19 protein-coding genes and 1 other RNA gene are annotated in these 21,923 nt (G+C 65.8%); 13 read left to right on the top strand and 7 right to left on the bottom strand.

Annotated features, from left to right (window positions below; all coding sequences use genetic code 11):
- Position 1 precedes the first annotated feature (1 nt).
- The 3 genes from RM532_RS03515 to smpB form a co-directional block, all read right to left on the bottom strand.
- Positions 2 to 604: a methyltransferase domain-containing protein gene (locus RM532_RS03515; RefSeq protein ID WP_311651757.1), complete on the bottom strand. Its 603-nt coding sequence runs from the start codon at positions 602 to 604 to the stop codon at positions 2 to 4.
- Between the two features lie 398 nt (positions 605 to 1,002).
- Positions 1,003 to 1,362, bottom strand: a transfer-messenger RNA (tmRNA) gene (ssrA, locus tag RM532_RS03510).
- A 113-nt stretch (positions 1,363 to 1,475) separates the two neighbouring features.
- Positions 1,476 to 1,949, bottom strand: a complete 474-nt coding sequence (gene smpB / locus RM532_RS03505) for an SsrA-binding protein SmpB (RefSeq protein WP_311651756.1) — start codon at positions 1,947 to 1,949, stop codon at positions 1,476 to 1,478.
- 37 nt (positions 1,950 to 1,986) lie between these two features.
- Here smpB and RM532_RS03500 point away from each other — a divergent pair, with 37 nt between their 5' ends.
- Both RM532_RS03500 and RM532_RS03495 read left to right on the top strand, forming a co-directional pair.
- A complete protein-coding gene (locus tag RM532_RS03500; protein WP_311651755.1) occupies positions 1,987 to 3,354 on the top strand; it encodes a sodium-dependent transporter in 1,368 nt (455 codons plus the stop codon).
- Positions 3,339 to 3,617 carry an RnfH family protein gene (locus RM532_RS03495; RefSeq protein WP_311651754.1) on the top strand — a complete coding sequence of 93 codons (279 nt, stop codon included), beginning with the start codon at positions 3,339 to 3,341 and terminating at the stop codon, positions 3,615 to 3,617. Before RM532_RS03500 ends, RM532_RS03495 begins: the two co-directional genes overlap by 16 nt.
- Positions 3,618 to 3,632: 15 nt before the next feature.
- Here RM532_RS03495 and RM532_RS03490 read toward each other — a convergent pair whose 3' ends face one another.
- From RM532_RS03490 to RM532_RS03480, 3 genes are all read right to left on the bottom strand, one after another.
- A complete protein-coding gene (locus RM532_RS03490; RefSeq protein WP_311651753.1) occupies positions 3,633 to 4,055 on the bottom strand; it encodes an outer membrane protein assembly factor BamE in 423 nt (140 codons plus the stop codon).
- Between the two features lie 65 nt (positions 4,056 to 4,120).
- On the bottom strand, positions 4,121 to 5,794 hold the full coding sequence (gene recN, locus RM532_RS03485) for a DNA repair protein RecN (RefSeq protein ID WP_311651752.1): 1,674 nt from the start codon (positions 5,792 to 5,794) through the stop codon (positions 4,121 to 4,123).
- 9 nt (positions 5,795 to 5,803) lie between these two features.
- On the bottom strand, positions 5,804 to 6,706 hold the full coding sequence (locus RM532_RS03480) for an NAD(+) kinase (RefSeq protein ID WP_311651751.1): 903 nt from the start codon (positions 6,704 to 6,706) through the stop codon (positions 5,804 to 5,806).
- Between the two features lie 121 nt (positions 6,707 to 6,827).
- On the opposite strand from RM532_RS03480, the gene hrcA reads away from it, so the two are divergent.
- The 11 genes from hrcA (at position 6,828) to RM532_RS03425 (ending at position 20,878) form a co-directional block, all read left to right on the top strand.
- Positions 6,828 to 7,886 carry a heat-inducible transcriptional repressor HrcA gene (gene hrcA, locus RM532_RS03475; protein WP_311651750.1) on the top strand — a complete coding sequence of 353 codons (1,059 nt, stop codon included), beginning with the start codon at positions 6,828 to 6,830 and terminating at the stop codon, positions 7,884 to 7,886.
- Between the two features lie 71 nt (positions 7,887 to 7,957).
- Entirely contained in the window at positions 7,958 to 8,551 is a 594-nt protein-coding gene (gene grpE / locus RM532_RS03470) for a nucleotide exchange factor GrpE (protein WP_311651749.1), read from the top strand.
- 82 nt (positions 8,552 to 8,633) lie between these two features.
- Positions 8,634 to 10,577: a molecular chaperone DnaK gene (gene dnaK / locus RM532_RS03465; RefSeq protein ID WP_311651748.1), complete on the top strand. Its 1,944-nt coding sequence runs from the start codon at positions 8,634 to 8,636 to the stop codon at positions 10,575 to 10,577.
- 169 nt (positions 10,578 to 10,746) lie between these two features.
- Positions 10,747 to 11,871 (top strand): molecular chaperone DnaJ, encoded by a 1,125-nt coding sequence (gene dnaJ / locus RM532_RS03460; RefSeq protein ID WP_311651747.1) that lies wholly within the window; start codon positions 10,747 to 10,749, stop codon positions 11,869 to 11,871.
- A gap of 193 nt (positions 11,872 to 12,064) precedes the next feature.
- Positions 12,065 to 12,874, top strand: a complete 810-nt coding sequence (gene dapB, locus RM532_RS03455) for a 4-hydroxy-tetrahydrodipicolinate reductase (RefSeq protein WP_311651746.1) — start codon at positions 12,065 to 12,067, stop codon at positions 12,872 to 12,874.
- 57 nt (positions 12,875 to 12,931) lie between these two features.
- Positions 12,932 to 13,840: an MBL fold metallo-hydrolase gene (locus RM532_RS03450; protein ID WP_311651745.1), complete on the top strand. Its 909-nt coding sequence runs from the start codon at positions 12,932 to 12,934 to the stop codon at positions 13,838 to 13,840.
- A gap of 125 nt (positions 13,841 to 13,965) precedes the next feature.
- Entirely contained in the window at positions 13,966 to 15,078 is a 1,113-nt protein-coding gene (gene carA, locus RM532_RS03445; protein WP_311651744.1) for a glutamine-hydrolyzing carbamoyl-phosphate synthase small subunit, read from the top strand.
- A gap of 211 nt (positions 15,079 to 15,289) precedes the next feature.
- Entirely contained in the window at positions 15,290 to 18,526 is a 3,237-nt protein-coding gene (gene carB, locus RM532_RS03440; RefSeq protein WP_311651743.1) for a carbamoyl-phosphate synthase large subunit, read from the top strand.
- A 46-nt stretch (positions 18,527 to 18,572) separates the two neighbouring features.
- The gene (ectA, locus tag RM532_RS03435) at positions 18,573 to 19,106 is read left to right on the top strand and encodes a diaminobutyrate acetyltransferase (RefSeq protein WP_311651969.1); all 534 of its coding nucleotides are present in this window, start codon (positions 18,573 to 18,575) and stop codon (positions 19,104 to 19,106) included.
- Between the two features lie 25 nt (positions 19,107 to 19,131).
- Complete coding sequence (gene ectB / locus RM532_RS03430; RefSeq protein ID WP_311651742.1) at positions 19,132 to 20,409, top strand: diaminobutyrate--2-oxoglutarate transaminase; 1,278 nt, start codon at positions 19,132 to 19,134, stop codon at positions 20,407 to 20,409.
- Positions 20,410 to 20,488: 79 nt separating this feature from the next.
- Complete coding sequence (locus RM532_RS03425; protein WP_311651740.1) at positions 20,489 to 20,878, top strand: ectoine synthase; 390 nt, start codon at positions 20,489 to 20,491, stop codon at positions 20,876 to 20,878.
- On the opposite strand, the gene RM532_RS03420 is transcribed toward RM532_RS03425, so the two are convergent.
- A complete protein-coding gene (locus tag RM532_RS03420; RefSeq protein ID WP_311651739.1) occupies positions 20,875 to 21,909 on the bottom strand; it encodes a DUF6607 family protein in 1,035 nt (344 codons plus the stop codon). The genes RM532_RS03425 and RM532_RS03420 overlap by 4 nt on opposite strands.
- Between the last annotated feature and the right edge of the window lie 14 nt (positions 21,910 to 21,923).

Raw genomic sequence — 21,923 nt, 5'->3', positions numbered from 1 at the left:
CTCAGGCCGCGATGGAAAAGCGTGCCAGCTGGCTGGAACTGCCGAAGGCGGGGTGGGACGGCCCGATGCCGGCGAACCGTACCTGGTAGCGCTGGCGCTGTGCCACGCCGGTGCACCACTGCTGGAACTGGGCACGCGTCCACTCGAAGCGATGGTCCGGGCGCCGGCGCTGGCCGGGCGACAGGCCATGCAGCCGGTTGTACTCGCGGTTGGGGGTGGTCATTACCAGCATCCGGGGTCGCAACCGCCCGAACACCGCCTGCTCGACCTGCGGCAAGTGACCAGGGTCGACGTGTTCGATGGTCTCCAGCATGACGCCGGCGTCGACGCGCGGAATCGGCCACATGGCATCGGTGAACGAATGCAGGCACACGTGCAGATCCGGATCCGGCCGCAGCAGATCGATGCCGAGAACCATTCTGGCCCGGGCCAGCGCCCGGATATCGGTATCGACGCCGATCAGGCGGGTGAACTGCCGGTGTTCGCGCAGGCGTTGCAGCAGTTCACCGCGACCGCAGCCAAGATCGGCCACGTGTCGTGCGCCGTCGGCAAGCAGCTCGCGAATGACGGCGTTGAAGCGTGCCTGGTGCAGGGCGGTGGCCATGCCTCAGCGGGGGGGAAGTCGGGTGCCGGGCATGGGGTGATTATCGCCGCTTCGATGCGATGATGCGAGTGCCCGGCATGGGATCGGTAGGCTGGGCGTAGCAGACAGGCGCCTGCGGTACGCCGAACTTCAGGTTTCCAGCCAGTTCTCCACGGCCAGTCCCGGGACACGCTCAAACTCGGACAGGTTGGCCGTGACCACCGTAAGACCAAGACTAACTGCCTGCGCCGATAGCACCACTGCAACACGTTCCTCGAGCGCAGCCGGCTCTGCCTTCTCCTCGGCACCGCAGCGCAGCCTTGCAGAAGATGCGCAAGTCTGCCCTTTCGGGTGTTCAGTTGGATTTCCCAAGGCTGGGTTCATGTGCGCACAAAAAACCCCGCCGGAGCGGGGGTATTTGGTGGAGGCGGCGGGAATCGAACCCGCGTCCGCAGGAACTCCACCCTCGGATCTACATGCTTATTCCGCCTTTGGTTGTCGGCGAATGCTACCCGGCGGACAGGGAAAACAATCGCTTAGTCCCGTTTACTCTTAACGGGTCCGCCCGGGACGGGGCTTCAACCGCGATCCTGTGAGGTATGACGTTCGAGTCCGGAAGCACAGGCACTTGCCGGGTCGAACGCTAGCGGGTTTTAGGCCGCCAGAGCGTAGTTGTCGTCGTTGGCAACTATCTTTGTTGCAACCGGTTTATCGAGGTGGATTGCAACCTCGGCATGCACCTTGGGTTTTGACACCTGCGTCGAAGCCATGTCGCCCCCGTGAGCACCAATGATGATAGCAGCTTGCCGTCATCGATGTGCAGTATTCATGGGGTCGATTGGCGGCGACGCAAGGGATCGGCTCTGCCGCGGATGACGAGGATCGGAGAGGCTCAGCTCCGCATGATCTGCGCCTTGCGGCGTTGCCAGTCCTGGTCCTTCTTGTCCTGGCGCTTGTCGTACTTGGCCTTGCCCTTGGCCAGGGCGATTTCGAGCTTGGCCCGGCCTCTCTTCCAGTAGAGGGCGGTAGGAATCAGGGTATAGCCGCGTTGCTCGGTGGCGCCGATCAGCTGGGACAGTTCCCGCTCGTGTAGCAGCAGCTTGCGCGTGCGGGTGGGGTCGGGATCGATGTGGGTGGAGGCGTCGGGCAGGGGGTGGATGTGCGAGCCCAGCAACCATGCCTCCGCATCCTTGAGGATGACGTAGGCTTCGGTGATGCGTCCCTTGCCCGCGCGCAGGGCCTTGACCTCCCAGCCGGCCAGCACCAGCCCGGCCTCAAAGCGTTCCTCGAGGAAGAAATCGTGCTTGGCCTTGCGGTTGAGCGCGATGGTCGAAGAGGGCTGTTTGGGGGATTTCGCCTTGCTCATGTGTCGTAGTATAAGTGATTGAAAGTCCGAGTTTTGCGTGAGTCTCTTGGAAGTTAACCCAACACGCTGGTCGTCGCCCGCCACGTTCGTGATGGCGGCGGCCGCGGCCGTGATTGGCCTGGGCAATGTGTGGCGACTGCCGTTCCTGGCCGGCGAGTACGGCGGCGGCGCCTTCCTGCTGGTCTATGGCCTGGCACTGGGGGCCATGGCGCTGCCGCTGCTGGTCGGCGAGCTGATGCTGGGCCGCGGGGCCCGCACCGATCTGGTGGGCATGATCGGCCGCTGGGCGCAGACATCCGGCCTGTCGCGCCGGTGGGGCATCATCGGTTACCTGGCGCTGCTCGGGGCGGTGATGGTGCTGTCCTACTACAGCGTGATCGCGGGCTGGAGCATGGCGTATTTTCTGAGATCCGCCGCAGGGCTGCTGGAGGGGCTGGACCGCAGCGGCGTGCGGGCCGGATTTGTCGAACTGGCTAGCGACCCCGAAAAGGGGCTGGGCTGGCACACCATATTCATGGTGGCGGCCACCGCCTGTGTGGCACAGGGCCTGCGCCGGGGCATCGAATCCACCGCCCGCTGGATGCTGGTCGGCGCTGTGCTGGCGCTGCTCGCGCTGTTGGCGGTGGCGGCCGGCGACGGTTTCACCGCGGCGGTTCAGTATCTGTTCCGACCGGATTTCGCGGCTCTGGGTTGGCGCGGGACCATCGATGCCTTTCACCAGGCCTTCTTCAGCCTCAGTCTCGGGGTCGGGGTGATGCTGGCGTATGGTGCCTATCTGCCGGAGGGATCGTCGCTGGTCCGGGTGAGTCTGGCGGTGATGCTACTGGACACGGCGTTTGCGCTGCTGGCCGGATTGGCCATCATCTCCCTGGTGCTGGGCGCCGGCATGGCGCCGGAGAGCGGGCTGCCGCTGGTATTCGAGCTGCTGCCGGCCGCGGGCGCGGGCGGCTGGACGGTGACGCTGTTCTTTTTCATGCTGATGCTGGTCACCCTGACCAGCGCGGTGGGATTGCTCGAGCCGCTGGTGGTATGGCTGATGGCGCGCCTGCAGGTGTCGCGGGTGGTTGCCGCCTGCAGCGCGGGGGCGCTGATCTGGTTCATCGGGCTGGGCACGCTGCTGTCGTTCAACGTGCTGGCTGATGTCCGCCTGCTGGACCGGACGCTGTTCGACTGGCTGTCGATGCTGAGTTCGCGTTTCCTGTTGCCGGCCTTCGGGTTGCTGCTGTGCGTATTCATCGGCCGGTTTCTGCCGCTGGCCGCGCTGCGCGACGCTTGGGCCGACAAGCCCTGGTTCGGTCTCTGGCACTGGTTGCTGCGCTATCCCACCCGTATCGGACTGATCGTGGTGCTACTGCATTCCCTGGGTGTGTTCGAGTTTCTGGAGCGGTTGTGGGGCACGGGCTGAACGTCGAGGTTGCGTTCGCGCGTCCGGATGCGCAGATCCTTTGCCATGTCCATTTGCCGGCCGGCGGCACCGCGGCGGAGGCGGTGGAGGCCTCGGGGGTTCTCGAACTGCATCCGGGAATCGACTGGCCGGGTGCTGCGCTGGGCGTGTTCGGGCGTCGGGTATCCCCGGATCAGCCGTTGCGCGACGGGGATCGTGTGGAGATCTACCGGCCGCTGATGGCTGATCCCAAGGAACAGCGTAGACGGCGGGCGGGGCGCTAGCCGGGCTAGCGGTGCCTAGGGTATCGGCGTCTGCCGACCGTCGTTGCCGCTGTTGTCGATAACCGGCGGCGTTTCGAGGTCGTCGGGATCGTCGTCGATCTGCTGCTGTTCTTCCGGCAGCAGCGCCTCGTAGCTTTCGTCACCGTCGATGCTGGCCAGCGCGCCCTCGCTGAAGTGCAGGCTGAGCTTGCTTTCACGCGCCTGACCACGGGTGTTGCGGTAGTAGAACAAGTAGTCCCAGCGGTTCGGCTCGAAATTGCTCACGACCAGCGGCGTGCCCAGCAGGTAGCGCACCTGCGGCGGTGTCATGCCGAGCTCCAGCTGCTGAACCTTGTCCTGCGTTACCACGTTGCCTTGCAGAACGGGCACTCGGTAGTAGCTCGGCAGGGCGCAGCCGGCCAGCGACAGGCCGGCGAGCAGGATCAGTGTGCGTTTCATGATTATCCGCAACAGGAAAACGCCGGCACTATAAGTCACCGTTGCGGCTGCAGCAATCCACGGCCTCAGGACTCGGCGCGATCGCGCATTTCCCGGGCATGATCGAGGGTGCGCTCGGTGATTTCCAGACCGCCGAGCATGCGCGCGAGCTCTTCGATGCGGGCGTCGTCGTCGAGCGCGCGAATGTCCGTGCGGGTGTGTCCGTCGACCACCTGCTTGGCAACCTGCAGGTGATGTCGGGCCTGGGCCGCCACCTGCGGCAGGTGGGTCACGCACAGGACCTGGCCCTGATCGGCCAGCCGGCGCAGGCAGCGCCCCACGATTTCCGCCACCCCGCCACCGATGCCGGCGTCGACTTCGTCGAATACCAGCGTCGGAATCGGTGTGCCGCCCACCGCCGCCATCTGGATGGCCAGGCTGATGCGCGAAAGCTCGCCGCCGGAGGCCACCCGCTCCAGCGATCGCGGGGCCTGCCCGGGATTGGCGCTGACCCGGAAATGGACGCGGTCGTGCCCGCTGACCGACACCGGCGCCTCCGACCTGGCTTCCACATCGATCTCGAACAGGCCGGCCGGCATGCCCAGATCGCGCAGGCCTTCGGTCACCGCCGCCGCCAGCGTGCCGGCGGCTTCCCTGCGGGCCCGGTGCAGTTGATTGGCGGTGTTGGCGTAGTCTGTCCGCAACTGGTCGCGTCGAGTCTGCAGTTCGGCCAGCCGGGTTCGGCCGCCTTCGAGCCGTTCCAGCGCGGCGGTAAGCTCGTCGAGCTGCGCCGGCAGTTCCGCCGGCCGGCACTGATGCTTGCGGGCCAGATCCTGGATCGCCTCCATCCGTGATTCCACGGTGGCCAGCCGCTCGGGATCGAGCGCGATGCCGTCCAGCTGGCGGCGCAGATCGTCGGCGGCTTCCTGTGCCTGGATGCGGGCCCCCGAGATCAGTTCGGCCGGGCCAGCAAAGCCGTCGTCCAGCGCGGATAGGTCGCCTAGCTGGCGTTCGGCCTGACCGAGCCGGTCGATGGCGCTGGCGGTGTCCTCATCGGTCAGCAGCGCCAGCAGGGACTGGCCGTCGCGCAGCAGCTGCTCCGCATTGGCCAGGCGTCGATGCTCGGCCGTGAGGGCTTCCCATTCATCCGGGACGGGCGCCAGCGCCTGCAGTTCTGCCACCTGAAACTGCAGCAGTTCCAGCCGTGACTGGCCGGCATCGTCGGTGGCGTCCAGCTCGTGGATGTTTCGCTCGCAGGCCTGAAGTTCGCGCACCAGTTCCCCCAGCGCCGCCAGCTGCGGGGCAAGATGGCCGTGCTCGTCCAGCAGGTCGCGCTGGGCCCCGGGGCGCAGCAGGCTCTGGTGGGCGTGCTGGCCGTGGATGTCGACCAGATGTTCGCCCAATTCGCGCAGGTCGCGTCCGGCGGCGGGGGAGCCGTTGATCCAGTGGCGGCTGCGGCCCTCCCGCGAGACCACGCGGCGGATCAGGCATTCGGACTCGTCCGCGAGCTCGCGGTCCGACAGCCAGGTCCGGGCAGCAGGCGCATCGGTGAGATCGAAGATGGCGCTGATCTCGGCGCGGTCGCGGCCGTCGCGCACGGCGCTGGCATCGGCGCGGTCGCCCAGCAGCAACCCCAGGGCGTCGATCAGAATGGACTTGCCGGCCCCGGTTTCGCCCGACAGCACGGTCATGCCCGCGCCCAGGTTGAGCTGCAGGTCATCGATGATTGCGAAGTCGCGTATCGCCAGCTCGCTGAGCATGGTCGCGGGTCAGTGGCCGGTCAGGGGATCGCGCTGGCCGCGGCCCCATTGCAGCTTGTTTCGCAGAATATTGTAATAGTCGTAGCCGGGGGGGTGGATCAGGGTGAGCTCGCGGTCGGCCCGCGCCACCGTCACCCGGTCGCCGGGCACCAGCGTTTCGCTTTCCTGACCGTCTACGGTGAACAGGGCCTGGGAGCGGTTGGTGGCGCCGATCACGATGCCGACCTCGTGCCGGCCGTCGATCACCAGCGGCCGGTCGGACAGGGTGTGCGGGCAGATCGGCACCAGCGCCAGGGCGTTCAGGCCGGGATGCAGCACCGGCCCGCCCCCGGACAGGGCGTAGGCGGTGGAGCCGGTCGGGGTAGCGACGATCAGGCCATCCGCGCGGTGGCGGCTGATGAAGCTGCCGTCCATGAAGGTGTCGAACTCCAGCACCCGGGCGAACTCGGCGTTGCGGATGACCACGTCGTTGAGCGCAAGGAACGGACCGGCGCACGAACCGTCGGTATGTTCGACCCGCGCGGTGAGCAGCAACCGGCGATCCCGGACGAAATCGCCGGCCAGCACCTTGTCCAGGGTGCGTTCCATCTGGTCCGGCAGGATATCGACCAGAAATCCCAGCCGGCCGAGATTGATGCCCAGCAGCGGCGTGTCGTGCAGTGCCACTGCACGGCCGGCGTCGAGCAGGGTGCCGTCGCCGCCCACCACCATCACCAGGTCGCAGGCCTCGCCGATGGCATGGCGGTCGACCACGTCCCCGGACCAGTCGGGCAGGTGATGGGCCGTGGCGGCATCCACCACCACCTGGCGGTCGCGGTCGCGGATCGCCTGCGCAACCCGCCGCACGGTGTCGGCAACGCCTGGGTCACCGCGCTTGCCGACTATGCCGATGACTGGAAATGGTTGCGCCATGCAGTTTCCTCGGCGGCGGACCGGACTGACCGGCCGCGTGCCTTGACAGCCCACGGGGGCAGCTGCAGTCTCCAGTCGTGCCCGCCTGACCCGATTGATATCCGGAGCGCATTCTGCCTGCATGACCGGCGAAACGGAACACGACCAGCTGGACGACCGCGCCCGGGCACTGCTCAAGACGCTGGTCGAACGCTACATCCACGACGGTCAGCCGGTGGGGTCCCGGGTGCTGGCGCGCTCCTCCGGCCTGCAGGTCAGCGCGGCCACGGTGCGCAACGTGATGGCCGATCTCGAGGAAATGGGCTTCGTGGCCTCGCCGCACACGTCGGCCGGCCGCATTCCCACCGTGCGCGGATACCGGCTGTTCGTGGATGCCCTGCTGGCGCCCGAGCCGCTGGCCGAGCGCGAACTCGACGACATCGAGCAGCAGTTGCGCGCCCATGTCCGTGACGGCGACGACGTGCTGGCATCGGCCTCGCGCCTGCTGTCGTCGCTGTCGGACATGACCGGCATCGTTACCGTGCCGCGCACGGATACCGCCAGCCTGCGGCAGATCGAATTCCTCCCGCTGTCGGACCGGCGGGTGCTGGCGATTCTGGTTATAAACCAGCGCGAGGTACAGAACCGCATCCTGCAGACTGAACGCGACTACTCGCGCCGCGAGCTCGAACGGGCGGCGGCGATTCTCAATGAACGCTATGCCGGCAAGCCGCTGCTGCAGATCCGCCGGGCCCTGATGCGGGACATGCACGAAGCCCAGGATGACGTGAACCAGGGCCTGCTCAATGCCCTGAACATCGCGCAGAGTGCCTTCGGCGGCAGCACCGCCGATCGTGGTGACTACCGGATGGCCGGGGAAAGCAATCTCATGGGCTTCCCGGAATTCGCCGAGGTCGATCGGTTGCGGCGGCTGTTCGACGCCTTCGAACGCAAGAGGGATCTGCTGTCGTTGTTTGATGACTGCCTGTCGGCGGACGGCGTGCGGATTTTCATCGGTGACGAATCCGGCTATCGGGTGTTGGATGAGTGCAGCGTGGTGTCGGCGGCCTACACCGTGGACGGCGACGTGGTGGGCACGCTGGGGGTGATCGGCCCCACCCGCATGGCCTACAACCGCATCATCCCGCTGGTGGACGCCACGGCCAGCCTGCTGGGCACGGCCTTGAAAAGAGCCAACTGACCCCTATCTAGCGCCGGGTAACGGGCGACACACCGCCCGCCCAATCCACCATCCAAGGCGCTAGGAGCAGCATGAGCGAACAGCAACGCCAGTCCGGCCCGCAGCCGGACGACGAGCCGGCACAGCCGACGCCACCGGAAAACGAGCAGGCCGCTGACGCCGGCCAGGAGCCGGCAGACGACGATGCGACCCTGCACGAACTCCGCGAGGAAGCCGAGCGTTGCCGGGAACAGGCCCTGCGCGCCCATGCCGAGCTGGAAAACGTGCGCAAGCGGGCCGAACGCGACGTGGCCAATGCACACAAGTTCGCGCTGGAGCGCTTCGCCGGCGAGTTGCTCGGCGTGCGCGACAGTCTGGAGATGGGCCTGTCGGCGGCCGAGGACGACGGCGCCGATGCGACCAAGCTGCACGAGGGCATGGAGCTCACCCGTCGCATGCTGGCGCAGGCGATGGAGAAGTTCGGCGTCGAGGCGGTGAATCCGGACGGGGAGGCCTTCGATCCCGATTTCCACGAAGCCATTTCCACCCAGCCGACCAGTGATGTGTCACCCAACACCGTGGTGCAGGTGGTCCAGCGCGGTTACCTGCTCAACGGCCGGGTGCTGCGGCCGGCGATGGTGGTGGTCAGCAAGGCCGCCGACGAGGATGCCGGGCAGGGCGCTTGAAAAGCCCGCCGCGGCCCCAACCATTGCGGTTAATCAGCAATTTGCGCCATTCGACTCATAACGGATCAAACAGGTAGACATCATGGGCAAGATTATTGGCATCGACCTGGGCACGACCAACTCATGCGTTGCCGTGCTCGAGGGCGACAAGGCGAAGGTCATCGAGAACGCCGAGGGCGAGCGCACCACGCCGAGCGTGGTGGCGTACACCGATGACGACCAGATTATCGTGGGCCGTCCGGCCAAGCGTCAGGCGGTCACCAACCCCACCGACACGTTGTACGCGATCAAGCGTCTGATCGGCCGCACCTTCGATGACCCCACGACCCAGCGGGACATCGACATCGTGCCCTACAACATCGTCAAGGCCGACAACGGCGATGCCTGGGTCGAGGCCCGCGGCAACAAGATGGCGCCGCCGGAAGTTTCGGCCAAGGTGCTGCAGAAGATGAAGTCCACCGCCGAGGACTATCTCGGCGAGAAGGTGACCGAAGCCGTGATCACGGTCCCGGCCTACTTCAACGACTCGCAGCGCCAGGCCACCAAGGACGCCGGCCGCATCGCCGGGCTCGAGGTCAAGCGCATCATCAACGAGCCCACCGCGGCCGCGCTGGCCTACGGCATGGACAAGAAGGGCGACAAGAAGATCGCGGTCTACGACCTGGGCGGCGGTACCTTCGATATCTCCATCATCGAGGTGGCGGAAGTCGACGGTGAGCACCAGTTCGAGGTACACGCCACCAACGGCGACACCTTCCTGGGTGGCGAGGACTTCGACATGGCGGTGATCGACCACATCGCCGACGAGTTCCAGAAGGAGCAGGGCGTGGACCTGCGCAAGGACAAGCTGGCCCTGCAGCGCCTCAAGGAGGCCGCCGAAAAGGCCAAGATCGAGCTGTCCTCGACCCAGCAGACCGAGATCAACCTGCCGTATGTCACGGCCGACCAGTCCGGCCCCAAGCATCTCAACATGAAGATGACCCGGGCCAAGCTCGAGTCGCTGGTCGACGACCTCATCCAGCGCACCGTCGGCCCCTGCAAGACCGCCCTCAAGGATTCCGGCATGTCGGCCTCCGACATCGACGAGGTGATCCTGGTCGGCGGCCAGACCCGCATGCCCGCGGTGCAGGAAGCCGTGACCAAGATCTTCGGTAAGGAAGCCCGCAAGGACGTCAACCCGGACGAGGCGGTGGCCGTGGGTGCCGCGATTCAGGGTTCGGTGCTCTCGGGCGACACCAAGGACGTGCTGCTGCTCGACGTGACCCCGCTGAGCCTGGGTATCGAAACGCTCGGCGGCAAGATGACCAAGCTGATCGAGAAGAACTCGACCATTCCGACCCGCAAGTCGGAAACGTTCACCACCGCTGACGACAACCAGCAGGCGGTGACCGTGCACGTGCTTCAGGGCGAGCGCGAGATGTCCAGCGCCAACAAGTCGCTGGGCCGCTTCGATCTGGCGGATATCCCGCCGGCGCCCCGCGGTACGCCGCAGATCGAGGTGACCTTCGACATCGACGCCAACGGCATCCTCAACGTGTCGGCCAAGGACAAGGCCACCGGCAAGGAGCAGTCGATCGTGATCAAGGCGTCCTCGGGCCTGTCGGACGAGGAAATCGAGAAGATGGTCAAGGACGCCGAGGAGCATGCCGAGGACGATCGCAAGTTCAACGAGCTGATCAACGCCCGCAACCAGGCCGACGGTCTGATCCACGGCGTCGAGAAGAGCCTCAAGGATCTCGGCGACAAGGTCACCGACGACGAGAAGAAGCCGATCGAGGAGGCCATCAGCGAGCTGCGTGAAGTGCTCGACGGCGACGACAAGGAAGCCATCGACCAGAAGACGCAGAAGCTGTCCGAGGCCTCGAGTTCGGTGTTGGAGAAGGCCTATGCCGAGGCCGCCGGCGGCGAGCAGGCCGAGGGGCAGGACGCCGAGGCTGGCAAGACCGGCTCGTCCGATTCCGAGGACGTCGTCGATGCCGAGTTCGAGGAAGTGGACGAGGAAAAGAAGTCCGGCACCAACAACTGATGTGATTCGGGATTCGCGATTGCCCACCGGTCGCCCGCATCCCGGGTGGTCGGGGCAAACCGCGAATCGGTGCCCTCCGGGCGGATAGCCCGGATCGAGTCGGCAGCCGGCAACGGCTGCCGACTTCGTTGTTACGAATCCGCAACCCATTACCGACCACGGCCCGACAATGAGCAAACGCGACTACTACGAGGTTCTCGGGGTCTCCCGGGATGCTTCCGAAGCCGACATCAAGAAGGCCTATCGCCGGCTGGCGATGAAGAATCACCCGGATCGCAATCCGGATGACGCGGAAGCCGAAGCCCGGTTCAAGGAGGCTTCCGAAGCCTACGAAGTGCTCTCGGATGCCAGTAAGCGTCAGGCCTATGACCAGTTCGGCCACGCCGGCCTGGGCGGCGCGGCCGGGGGCGGCGGTGCCGGCGGCGGCTTCGGCGACATCTTCGGCGATATCTTTTCCGACATCTTCGGCGGCGGCATGGGCGGCGGCCGGTCGCGCGCGGCGCGTGGTGCCGATCTGCGCTATGACCTCAGTCTGGATCTGGAAACCGCCGTGGCCGGCGACGAGGTCAAGATCCGCATTCCCACCCTAGAAGAGTGCGAGCATTGCGACGGGGACGGGGCGGAACCCGGCTCCGACAAGCTGCGCTGCGGCACCTGTGGCGGTGTGGGTCAGGTGCGGCTGCAGCAGGGCTTCCTGTCGATTCAGCAGCCCTGCCCGGATTGCCGCGGCCGCGGCACGGTGATCAACAACCCCTGCATGCGCTGCCGCGGGGAAGGGCGCACCCAGAGCCAGAAGAATCTGTCCGTGAAGGTGCCGCCGGGCGTGGACAACGGCGATCGCATCCGCCTGTCCGGCGAGGGCGAGCCCGGCGACATGGGTGGCCCGCCGGGCGATCTTTACGTGCAGATCAACGTCAAACCGCATGATCTGTTCACCCGCGACGGCAACGACCTGCGTTGTACCGTCCCGCTGAACATGGTTACCGCGGCGCTGGGCGGCGAAATCGACGTACCGACGCTGGCGGGCAAGGTCAGCCTGCGGATTCCGCCCGAAACCCAGAGCGGCCGGGTATTCCGGCTCAAGAGCAAGGGCGTGAAGTCGGTGCGGGCCTCGGCCCCGGGCGACCTGTTGTGCAAGGTGGCGGTGGAAACGCCGGTGAACCTCACCAAGCACCAGAAGGAGCTGATGGAGGAGCTGGCCGCCAGTCTCGACAAGGGCGGCTCCCGCCACAACCCGGAATCCAGCTCCTGGCTGGACAAGGCCAAGCGCTTCTTCGAGGAGCACCTGGGGTAGAAGACGAACAGGTAACCGCAGATTGCGCAGATGGACGCAGATTGGATGGCTGGAAATGCCTGAACGTGACCCCTGTCGCTTCCGCCCCCGGTTGCCGGGGCGTGGCGACTGCCACTGACGCAATCAGAAATCTGTGTAAATCTGCGCAATCTGCGGTTCCTGTCTTCCCCATTTACCTGCCCGGAATGCCCGAATGAGTCACATTAAAGTCGCGATCAATGGCGCCGGCGGCCGCATGGGTCGCAATCTGGTGAGCGCCTGTGTGGCGGCCGACGGGCTGAGCCTGAGCGCGGCGTTCGAGGCGGCGGATTCGCCGTTCATCGGGACCGATGCCGGGAGTCTGGCGGGCGAGCAGGCGCTGGACGTGGCGATTGCCGCGGCCGATACCCGGCGTGATCATGCCTTCGACGTGCTGGTGGATTTCACCCGGCCCGAGCCGTCGCTGGTCGCGCTGGCGGATTGTCGTGCCATGGGGGCGGCGATGGTGATCGGCACCACCGGCTTCGACGAGGCCCAGATCGCCGAGATCGACGCCGCCGCTGGCGACATCCCGCTGGTATTCGCCCCGAACATGAGTGCCGGGGTCAATCTGACCCTGAAGCTGCTCGAGATGGCCGCCCGCGCGCTGGGCGATACGGTCGACATCGAGATCATCGAGGCCCATCACCGCCACAAGGTCGATGCCCCCTCCGGCACCGCGCTGAAGATGGGCGAAGTGGTTGCCGGTGCGCTGGGTCGGAATCTTGATGACTGTGCGGTGTACGGCCGCGAGGGTCATACCGGTGAACGGGATCGCAAGACCATCGGTTTCGAGACCATCCGCGCCGGCGACATCGTGGGCGAGCACACGGTGCTGTTCGCCGGCGACGGCGAGCGCCTGGAAATCAGCCACAAGGCCTCCAGCCGGACCACCTTTGCCAGCGGGGCGATGCGGGCAGCCGCCTGGGTGGCGGGCCGCGCACCGGGTCGCTACGACATGCCGGATGTGCTCGGTCTGAGATAGATCGGGCCGGTATCCGGTCTGCTATCGGTGAAAGTCGGAAAAGGGGAGGCCATCACCATGCCCATGCGATTCGTCGCTATTCTGCTGGCGCTGACCCTGTCGGGCACCGCGGCGGCGGTCTGTCCCGGGCCCGTGGCGGTGCAGGTGCTGGGCTCCGGCGGGCCGATTGCCGACGACGGCCGGGCTTCCAGCGGTTATCTGGTCTGGATCGAGGGCCGAGCCCGCCTGCTGGTGGATGCCGGCAGCGGCACCGCCCGCCAGTTCGGTCTGGCCGGGGCGAGCATGGATGATCTCGATGCCATCGCGCTGACCCATCTGCATACCGATCACAGCAATGATCTGCCGGCCTACCTCAAGACCGCCTCATTCAGCGAGCGCGGGCGGGCACTGGCACTGATCGGCCCCGACGGCAACGACGGGTTTCCGGGCCTTCGGGCGTTCACGCAAAGCCTGCTGGACGACACCGACGGGGCCTACCGCTACCTCTCGGCCTATCTCGAGGACGACGGCGGCCGGCTGTTTCCGCTGGAGCGGATCGAAGTCGATCACGATCGGCGCGAGCCCCGGACGGTGTGGAAGAACGACCGCCTGCGGGTGGACGCGATCGGCGTCACGCACGGGCCGGTACCGGCGCTCGGGTATCGGGTGAGCGTCGGTGATCGCACGATTGCCTTCAGCGGCGACCAGAACAGCGACAACCCCGCATTCGCGGCGATGATCGAGGGCGCCGACCTGCTGGTGATGCACCACGCCATCCCCGAGAACGCCGGCCGGGTGGCGCGTAATCTTCACGCCACGCCGTCGGCCATCGGCGAACTCGCCCGCGATGCCGGCGTCAGCAAGCTGGTGTTGTCCCATCTGATGCGGCGCAGCCTCGATCACCTGGCGGCCAGTCGCGCCGCCATCGCCGAACACTACGACGGCGCGACCCTGGTCGCCGAGGACGGCCTCTGTCTGCAGCCCTGATTCCGGGCGCTATCCGGCAGACAGTTAGACGCTGGCCGGCTCGCCCGCTATAATCCTCGCCGCTCGCCCCGAGGCCGTCACCGGCCCGATCCGCGAGTCCCCTGAAGCGCCATCGGGAGATCTGCTTGCGTCCACCGGCACTGCTCGCACTCGCGGACGGCAGCCTTTTCCACGGGCTTGCCATCGGTTCACAAGGCATTTCCAGTGGTGAGGTGGTCTTCAATACCGCGATGACCGGCTACCAGGAAATCCTCACGGATCCCTCGTACCGTCGTCAGATGGTGACCCTGACCTATCCCCATGTCGGGAACGTCGGCGTGAATGCCGACGACACCGAATCCGGAAACGTTCAGGCGGCCGGCCTGATCCTGCGCGAGGTACCGCGCGCGCCCAGCAACTGGCGCAGCCAGGGCAGCCTGATCGACTACCTGGAAGCGAATGGGCTGGTCGCCATCGGCGATATCGACACCCGCCGTCTGACCCGACTGCTGCGGGAGAAGGGCGCCCAGAACGGCTGCATCATGGCCGGCGACGTGGACGCCGACGAGGCGCTGCGCGTGGCGCGCGAATTCCCCGGGCTCAAGGGTATGGACCTGGCGGCGGAAGCCGGTACCGCCAGCACCTACGCTTGGTCGGAACCGAGCTGGACCCGTACCGCCCCTGCGGCAGCCCATCACGTCGCCGTCTACGATTACGGCGTGAAGCACAACATCCTGCGCCGGCTGGTCGATCACGGCTGCCGTGTCACGGTGGTACCACCGCGCATGCCGGTGGACGAAGTACTCGCGTTGGACATCGACGGGGTGGTGCTTTCCAACGGGCCGGGTGATCCGGACCCCTGCGACTACGCCATCGCCAGCGCGCGAACCCTGATCGAACGCCGGATTCCCACCCTCGGCATCTGCCTGGGCCATCAGATCCTGGGCCTGGCCGCCGGTGCGCGTACCGTGAAGATGAAGTTCGGCCACCACGGCGCCAACCATCCCGTTCAGGACCTGGCAACCGGCGCGGTGATGATCTCCAGCCAGAACCATGGGTTCGCGGTGGACGAGGCCAGCCTGCCCGAGGGCGTACGCGCCAGCTACCGCTCCCTGTTTGACCACAGCCTGCAGGGCATCGCGCTGGCCGATGCCCCGGCATTCTCCTTCCAGGGCCACCCCGAGGCCAGCCCCGGGCCGCATGATGTCGCGCCGCTATTCGGAAAATTCATTCGTCTGATGGAAACCGCGAAGTCATGATCCGCAGATTTCGCAGATTTCGCAGATTGCACAGATTCGGGTGGCTGCATGAATCACGGTTCGGCGGGCGAAATGCGGTTTTCGGTAAACCTGGCTGGTGCCGACGGGCGACACTAGTGGTAGACACAAGTGGGCTGAATCCCGGTATCAACCGTTATTCCGTCTCTGACCAATCAGCGCAATCTGCGTAATCTGCGGATAGTTCCAACGAATGCCCAAACGCACCGACATCAAGAGCATCCTCATCATCGGCGCCGGCCCGATCGTGATCGGGCAGGCCTGCGAGTTCGATTACTCCGGCGCCCAGGCCTGCAAGGCGCTCACCGAGGAGGGCTTCCGGGTCATCCTGGTGAACTCGAACCCGGCCACGATCATGACCGATCCTGATTCCGCGGATACGGTCTACATCGAGCCGATCCAGTGGCAGACCGTGGCGCGGATCATCGAGGAGGAAAAGCCCGATGCGCTGTTGCCCACGATGGGCGGACAGACGGCGCTCAATTGTGCCCTGGACCTGTGGCGCGAGGGCGTGCTCGACAAGCACGGGGTGGAGCTGATCGGGGCGTCGCAGGACGCCATCGACATGGCCGAGGACCGCGAACGCTTCCGTGAAGCGATGCACGAGATCGGCCTGGATACCCCGGATTCCGCGCTGGCACACAGCATGGAAGAGGCCACGGCGGCCCAGGCCAGGCTCGGCTTTCCCATCATCGTGCGGCCCTCGTTCACCATGGGCGGGACCGGCGGCGGGATCGCGTACAACCGTGAGGAATTCGACGATATTGTAAGCCGTGGCATCGAGTTGTCACCGACTAATGAAGTATTGCTCGAAGAGTCGGTGCTGGGCTGGAAGGAATACGAGATGGAGGTGATCCGCGACCACGCGGACAACTGCATCATCGTCTGCTCGATCGAGAACTTCGATCCCATGGGCGTGCACACCGGTGACTCGATCACCGTGGCCCCGGCCCAGACGCTGACCGACAAGGAATATCAGCGCATGCGGGACGCGTCGCTGGCATGCCTGCGCAAGATCGGAGTGGATACCGGCGGTTCCAACGTCCAGTTCGGCGTGGATCCGGCTACCGGCCGCATGGTGGTCATCGAGATGAACCCCCGGGTGTCGCGCTCGTCCGCGCTGGCGTCCAAGGCCACCGGCTTCCCCATTGCCAAGGTGGCCGCCAAGCTGGCGGTGGGTTACACGCTGGACGAACTGCGCAACGAGATCACTGGCGGGCTCAGCCCGGCCTCGTTCGAGCCCAGCATCGATTACGTGGTCACCAAGATTCCGCGCTTCACCTTCGAGAAATTCCCCACCGCCGACGACCGCCTCACCACCCAGATGAAATCCGTGGGCGAGGCCATGGCCATCGGCCGCAATTTCCAGGAATCGTTGCACAAGGCCATGCGCAGCCTGGAGATCGGCTCCGACGGGTTCGAGCAGAAGCTGGCGGATTATGATTCCGCCGAAGCGCTGACCGCCCTTCGCAACGAACTCACCACCCCGCGTGCCGATCGTCTGTGGTACGTGGGCGAGGCCTTTCGCGCCGGGATGACGGTGGCGGAGGTATTCGAACTCACCTGGATCGATCCCTGGTTCCTGGATCAGATCGCCGAACTGATCGAGATGGAAGGCGAACTTGCCGGCCGCGCCCTGAGCGACCTGGACGCGGGCGAGCTGCGCCGCTACAAGCGGGCCGGCTTTTCCGACCGGCGTCTGGCGCGGCTGCTGGATACCGGGGAGTTCGCGGTGCGCGACGCGCGGCTGGCCCACGGGGTGACGCCGGTGTTCAAGCGGGTGGATTCCTGCGCCGCCGAATTCCCCACCGCCACCGCGTATCAGTATTCATCCTACGATGAAGAATGCGAGGCTAACCCCTCCGATAGAAAGAAGATCATGGTGCTGGGCGGCGGACCGAACCGGATCGGCCAGGGCATTGAATTCGACTATTGCTGCGTGCATGCGGCGTTGGCGATGCGCGAGGATGGTTACGAGACCATCATGGTCAACTGCAATCCGGAGACCGTGTCCACCGACTACGACACCTCGGATCGGCTGTACTTCGAGCCGCTGACGTTCGAGGACGTGATGTCGGTGATCGACGTGGAAAAGCCCGAAGGCGTGATCGTGCAGTACGGTGGGCAGACCCCGCTGAAACTGGCCCGCCGCCTGGAGGCTGCCGGGGCGCCCATCATCGGCACCACGCCGGATTCCATCGATCTGGCCGAGGACCGCGACCGGTTCCTAAATCTGGTCAACAAGCTCGGCCTCAAGCAGCCGGCCAACCGCACCGCGCGCTCGGAAGCCGAGGCGATGGAACTGGCCGAGGAAGTCGGCTACCCGATGGTGGTGCGGCCGTCCTACGTCCTGGGCGGCCGGGCGATGGAAATCGTGTTCGGTCCCGAGGACCTGGCGCGCTACATGGCGGTGGCCGTGCATGTCTCCGAAGATGCTCCGGTGCTGCTGGATCGCTTCCTGGATGATGCCATCGAGCTGGATGTGGACGCCATCTGCGACGGTCACCGCACCTTCATCGGCGGGGTGATGGAGCACATCGAGCAGGCCGGGGTGCATTCCGGCGACTCCGCCTGTTCGCTGCCGCCCTACAGTCTGTCGGGCGAGGTGCTGGACGAGATCCGCGCCCAGACCGCGGCGCTGGCCCGCGGGCTGGAAGTCGTGGGGCTGATGAACGTGCAGTTCGCGGTGAAGAACGGGGACGTCTACCTGCTGGAGGTCAATCCGCGCGCCTCGCGTACGGTGCCCTTCGTGTCCAAGGCTACCGGGCTGCCGCTGGCGAAGATCGCAGCTCGCTGCATGGCCGGCCGGTCGCTGGATGAGCAGGGCATTGGCGAGGAGCGGATACCGGACTACTTCTCGGTGAAGGAGGCGGTGTTCCCCTTTAACAAGTTCCCCAGCGTTGACCCCTTGCTGGGACCGGAAATGAAATCCACCGGCGAAGTGATGGGGGTGGGCTACTCCTTCGGCGAGGCGTTCGCCAAGTCCCAGCTGGCGGCTGGCGCCGGCCTGCCGCGCAGCGGGACCGCGCTGATCACCGTGCGCGAGGCGGACAAGGCCCATGTGGCCGGATTGGCCGCCCAGCTGGCGGAAGCCGGGTTCAGTCTGGTGGCCACCCGTGGCACTGCCGCCACGCTGCAGGCTGCCGGCATCGAGGTGCGGACGGTGAACAAGGTCAAGGAAGGGCGCCCGCACATCGTGGACATGATCAAGAACGATGAAATCCAGTTCATCGTCAACACCACCGAAGGCAAGCGTGCGATCGAGGAATCACAATCCATTCGCACCACGGCCCTGCGTTACAAGGTGGCTTATTTCACCACCATCGCGGGCGCAAGAGCATCGTGTAACGCATTGACATACCTGGAAAATATGTCGGTTCACCCATTGCGGTCCCTGCACCAGTCGCTGCGCCCGGCGGGCAAGGTCTAGCCAAAACCGTTATACTGCGCATCGGTTCTAAGCGCTTTTCAACGCCATTTCCAACCCGAAAGAGCAATCCGAGAGCGACGGGGTCATCTTCCGTTCCCCGGTCCTCGACGACGGGGCCGCCATCTGGCAACTGGTTGTCGATACCGGCGTTCTCGACGTCAACTCGCCGTACGCGTACCTGCTGATCACCGAGCATTTCGCCGCCACCAGCGTGGTGGCCGAACTCGACGGCCGCGTCGTCGGCTTCATCTCCGCCTACTGCCCGCCCGGCAAGCCGGATACGGTGTTCGTGTGGCAGGTCGGTGTCGCCGAAGCCGGACGCGGGCGTGGCATCGCCACCCGCATGCTGCAGGACATCATGCTGCGTCCGGCCTGCGCCGGCGTGTCGTATCTCGACACCACGATCGGTCCCAGCAACGACGCTTCGATGGCGCTGTTCCGCGGCTTCGCCCGGCGCATGGATGCCGACGTGAACGAAACCGAGCTGTTCCCGGCCGCGGCATTCCCCGGCGACGGCGAGCACGAACCCGAAATCCTCTTCCGCATCGGCCCGTTTGATCGCGAGGCCGCCCAGGCCTGACCGGCAGCACGCCCCAGGAGTCATCATGGAATACATCAATCGTCTCGAATCCGAAGTTCGCGGCTACGTCCGCTCGTTTCCCACGGTGTTCACCACCGCCAAGGGCGAGCTGCTCGACGACGCCGAAGGCCGGCAGTACATCGACTTCTTCAGCGGTGCGGGCGCGCTCAATTACGGGCACAACGACGACGTCATGAAGGCGGCGCTGCTGGAATACATCCATTCGGATGCCATCACCCATTCGCTGGATATGGCCTCACAGGCCAAGGAAGATTTCATCGCCACCTTCGAAGAGGTGGTGATGAAGCCGCGCAACATGGAATACAAGCTGCAGTTCCCGGGGCCCACGGGCACCAATGCGGTGGAAGCGGCGCTCAAGCTGGCCCGCAAGGTGAAGGGCCGCGACCGGGTGCTGTTCTTCACCAATGCCTACCACGGCATGACCCTGGGCGCGCTGGCCGTGACCGGCAACAGTTCCAAGCGTGGCGGCGCTGGTGTTTCGCTGGGCAATGCCACGCCGCTGCCGTTCTGTGAGTACTTCGGCAAGGACCGCGACACCGCGGACGACCTGCGGATGCTGCTGGAGAACAGCTCCAGCGGGTTCGACAAGCCGGCCGCGATCATCCTGGAAACGGTGCAGGGCGAGGGCGGCATCAACGTGGCCAGCAACGAGTGGCTGCAGAAGATCGAGGCGCTCTGCCACGAGCACGACATGCTGCTGATCGTGGACGATATCCAGGCCGGTATCGGCCGCACCGGACCGCTGTTCTCGTTCGAGCCCTCCGGTATCAAGCCGGACATCATCACTATTTCCAAGTCGCTGTCCGGCTTCGGGCTGCCGCTGGCGCTGACCCTGATCCGCCCGGACCTGGATATCTGGAAGCCGGGTGAACACAACGGTACCTTCCGCGGCAATTGCCATGCATTCATCACCTCCTCGGCCGCGCTCAACCACTACTGGCGCGACGACCGGCTGGAAAAGAGCGTGCTGGCCAAGGGCGAGCGGGTGCAGGAGCGCCTGCGCGCCATCGTGAAGGCCCGGCCCGGACTCGAGGCCGAAGTACGCGGGCGGGGTCTGTTCATCGGCATGGACTGCAAGACCGAGGGGGTGGCCGACGCCATCGGCGAGCACTGCTTCCGGCTCGGCCTGATCGCCGAGACCGCCGGTCCGGACGACAACGTGCTCAAGGTGATGCCGCCGCTGATCATCAGCGACGACAACCTCGCCCGCGGCCTCGACCTGCTGGAACAGGCAGTGGATGCCGCCCTCCAGGATCACGGCCTGCTGCAGGGCGCGGCCTGATCGCCAACCGTATCTCGCCGGCTGCCCGTGACGGGCGGCCGGCGGCTTCGACTGCTCTCTACGTTCAGGAGTCTTGCCGATGAAGATCGTGCGCCTCGAAGACCTCAAAGGCACTGACCAGGAAGTGGTCAGTCCCGCCGGCTGGACCAGCGTGAGGTTCATCCTCAAGAAGGACGGCATGGGCTTTTCCATGCACGAGACCACCTTTCCCCCGGGTCTCGAATTCGACATGTGGTACAAGCACCACCTGGAAGCGGTCTACTGCTACCAGGGCCGGGGTGTGCTGACCAATCGCGACACCGGCGAGCAGTTCGACATCGTGCCGGGCACGCTCTACGCGCTGGATAACCACGATCGCCATACGCTGAAGGCGATCGAGGAACTCAAGCTGGTGTGCACCTTCAATCCGCCCGTATCCGGGCGCGAGATTCACGACGAGGACGGGGCCTACCTGCCCGACACGGATTAGTCCGCGGGTGTAACGTACGGCCGGATCGCTTCGCGTACCCGCCTGGCGACGGTTTCGTCGTCGGCGTCTGCGATCTCCTCGGCCAGCCCGAACAGACGGGCGAAGCGTGACTGGCCGTCCACCTCGCGCCGAACTTCCAGCACCTCGTGCTGTTGCTGCAGCCGGTGCCACTCCGTTCGCACCGCCGCCCAGAACGCCGACTGGCGGTCCCATAGTTCGCGGCCGGGCGTCATGTCGAATCCCTCGATCCGCTGATAGCGATTCAGTCCGGTTTCGGTGGCGATCGCCTGCCGGTTGCCATCCTCATCCAGGCGCAGCTTCCTGTTTTCCTGGGCGTGGAGCCAGCCGGTGGGGGTCAGCGTGATCTGGTGGCGGCCGGCAAGAATGCCGTAGTCGTCGCGCACGCTGTGTTCCCGCCGTGGCAGGGGGCGATCGAATGATTCGCTATGCCACGTCGACATCCCGTCCCGGTGATGCCACTGGCCGAGGGCTTCGTAACGTGGCGCGTCGCCCACCTGATACACCGCCTGCTTCCAGATTCCCCGGTCGGTCGTGACTGCCTGGCGGGTCCATTTGCCATCGCCCCGATAACGCCATCGGTGGTCCGGCTGCCAGTGCCAGTCCTGGCGCCAGTGCTTGGTGACCATGGGGTCGCTGATGTCGCCGTCGTCGTCGACGAAACGCATCACTAGCACGTGCTGAAGGCGGATCAGCTCGGGTAAATCCTCAAGCACGAACACATATTCCGTGGCCCAGGATCGGTAGGGCCGGTCGTCGCGGGGCAGGTCGGGAATCAGCGTGGCGGTTTCGACGAACTCGAAGGTGGTTTTGAACTCGCCGGCCAGCGCCAGAATGGCGCGCCGGTCCCGTTCCCTGGACGACAATCCCTCGGCCTGCACGGCGCGATAGCGGGGGCCGGGGTCGGTTGCCGGCTCCACCGGCGCGCCGCGGGTGGTGCCACCGCGGGGAGTTGGGGCGCCGATTTCGCCGAAGCCGTAACTGAACACGTAACCGTCTGCCAATGCCGCCATCGGCAGGCAGCAGG

It is taken from the genome of Spectribacter hydrogenoxidans, assembly GCF_031846275.1.
GTDB classification, from domain to species: domain Bacteria; phylum Pseudomonadota; class Gammaproteobacteria; order Nevskiales; family Salinisphaeraceae; genus Spectribacter; species Spectribacter hydrogenoxidans.
Note: the sequence above shows the minus strand (reverse complement) of the source record. Positions and strands in the feature narration are given on the sequence as shown.

Bases quoted from the DNA above. Each gene is read 5' to 3' on its own strand.
- smpB (WP_311651756.1), bottom strand. From the start codon at position 1,949: ATGAGCAAGGCGAAATCCCCCAAACAGCCCTCTTCGACCATCGCGCTC.
- RM532_RS03450 (WP_311651745.1), top strand. From the start codon at position 12,932: ATGCCCATGCGATTCGTCGCTATTCTGCTGGCGCTGACCCTGTCGGGC.
- hrcA (WP_311651750.1), top strand. From the start codon at position 6,828: ATGACCGGCGAAACGGAACACGACCAGCTGGACGACCGCGCCCGGGCA.
- RM532_RS03425 (WP_311651740.1), top strand. From the start codon at position 20,489: ATGAAGATCGTGCGCCTCGAAGACCTCAAAGGCACTGACCAGGAAGTG.
- carB (WP_311651743.1), top strand. From the start codon at position 15,290: ATGCCCAAACGCACCGACATCAAGAGCATCCTCATCATCGGCGCCGGC.
- RM532_RS03515 (WP_311651757.1), bottom strand. From the start codon at position 604: ATGGCCACCGCCCTGCACCAGGCACGCTTCAACGCCGTCATTCGCGAG.
- grpE (WP_311651749.1), top strand. From the start codon at position 7,958: ATGAGCGAACAGCAACGCCAGTCCGGCCCGCAGCCGGACGACGAGCCG.
- dnaK (WP_311651748.1), top strand. From the start codon at position 8,634: ATGGGCAAGATTATTGGCATCGACCTGGGCACGACCAACTCATGCGTT.
- ectB (WP_311651742.1), top strand. From the start codon at position 19,132: ATGGAATACATCAATCGTCTCGAATCCGAAGTTCGCGGCTACGTCCGC.
- recN (WP_311651752.1), bottom strand. From the start codon at position 5,794: ATGCTCAGCGAGCTGGCGATACGCGACTTCGCAATCATCGATGACCTG.
- RM532_RS03420 (WP_311651739.1), bottom strand. From the start codon at position 21,909: ATGGCGGCATTGGCAGACGGTTACGTGTTCAGTTACGGCTTCGGCGAA.
- RM532_RS03480 (WP_311651751.1), bottom strand. From the start codon at position 6,706: ATGGCGCAACCATTTCCAGTCATCGGCATAGTCGGCAAGCGCGGTGAC.
- RM532_RS03490 (WP_311651753.1), bottom strand. From the start codon at position 4,055: ATGAAACGCACACTGATCCTGCTCGCCGGCCTGTCGCTGGCCGGCTGC.
- dapB (WP_311651746.1), top strand. From the start codon at position 12,065: ATGAGTCACATTAAAGTCGCGATCAATGGCGCCGGCGGCCGCATGGGT.
- dnaJ (WP_311651747.1), top strand. From the start codon at position 10,747: ATGAGCAAACGCGACTACTACGAGGTTCTCGGGGTCTCCCGGGATGCT.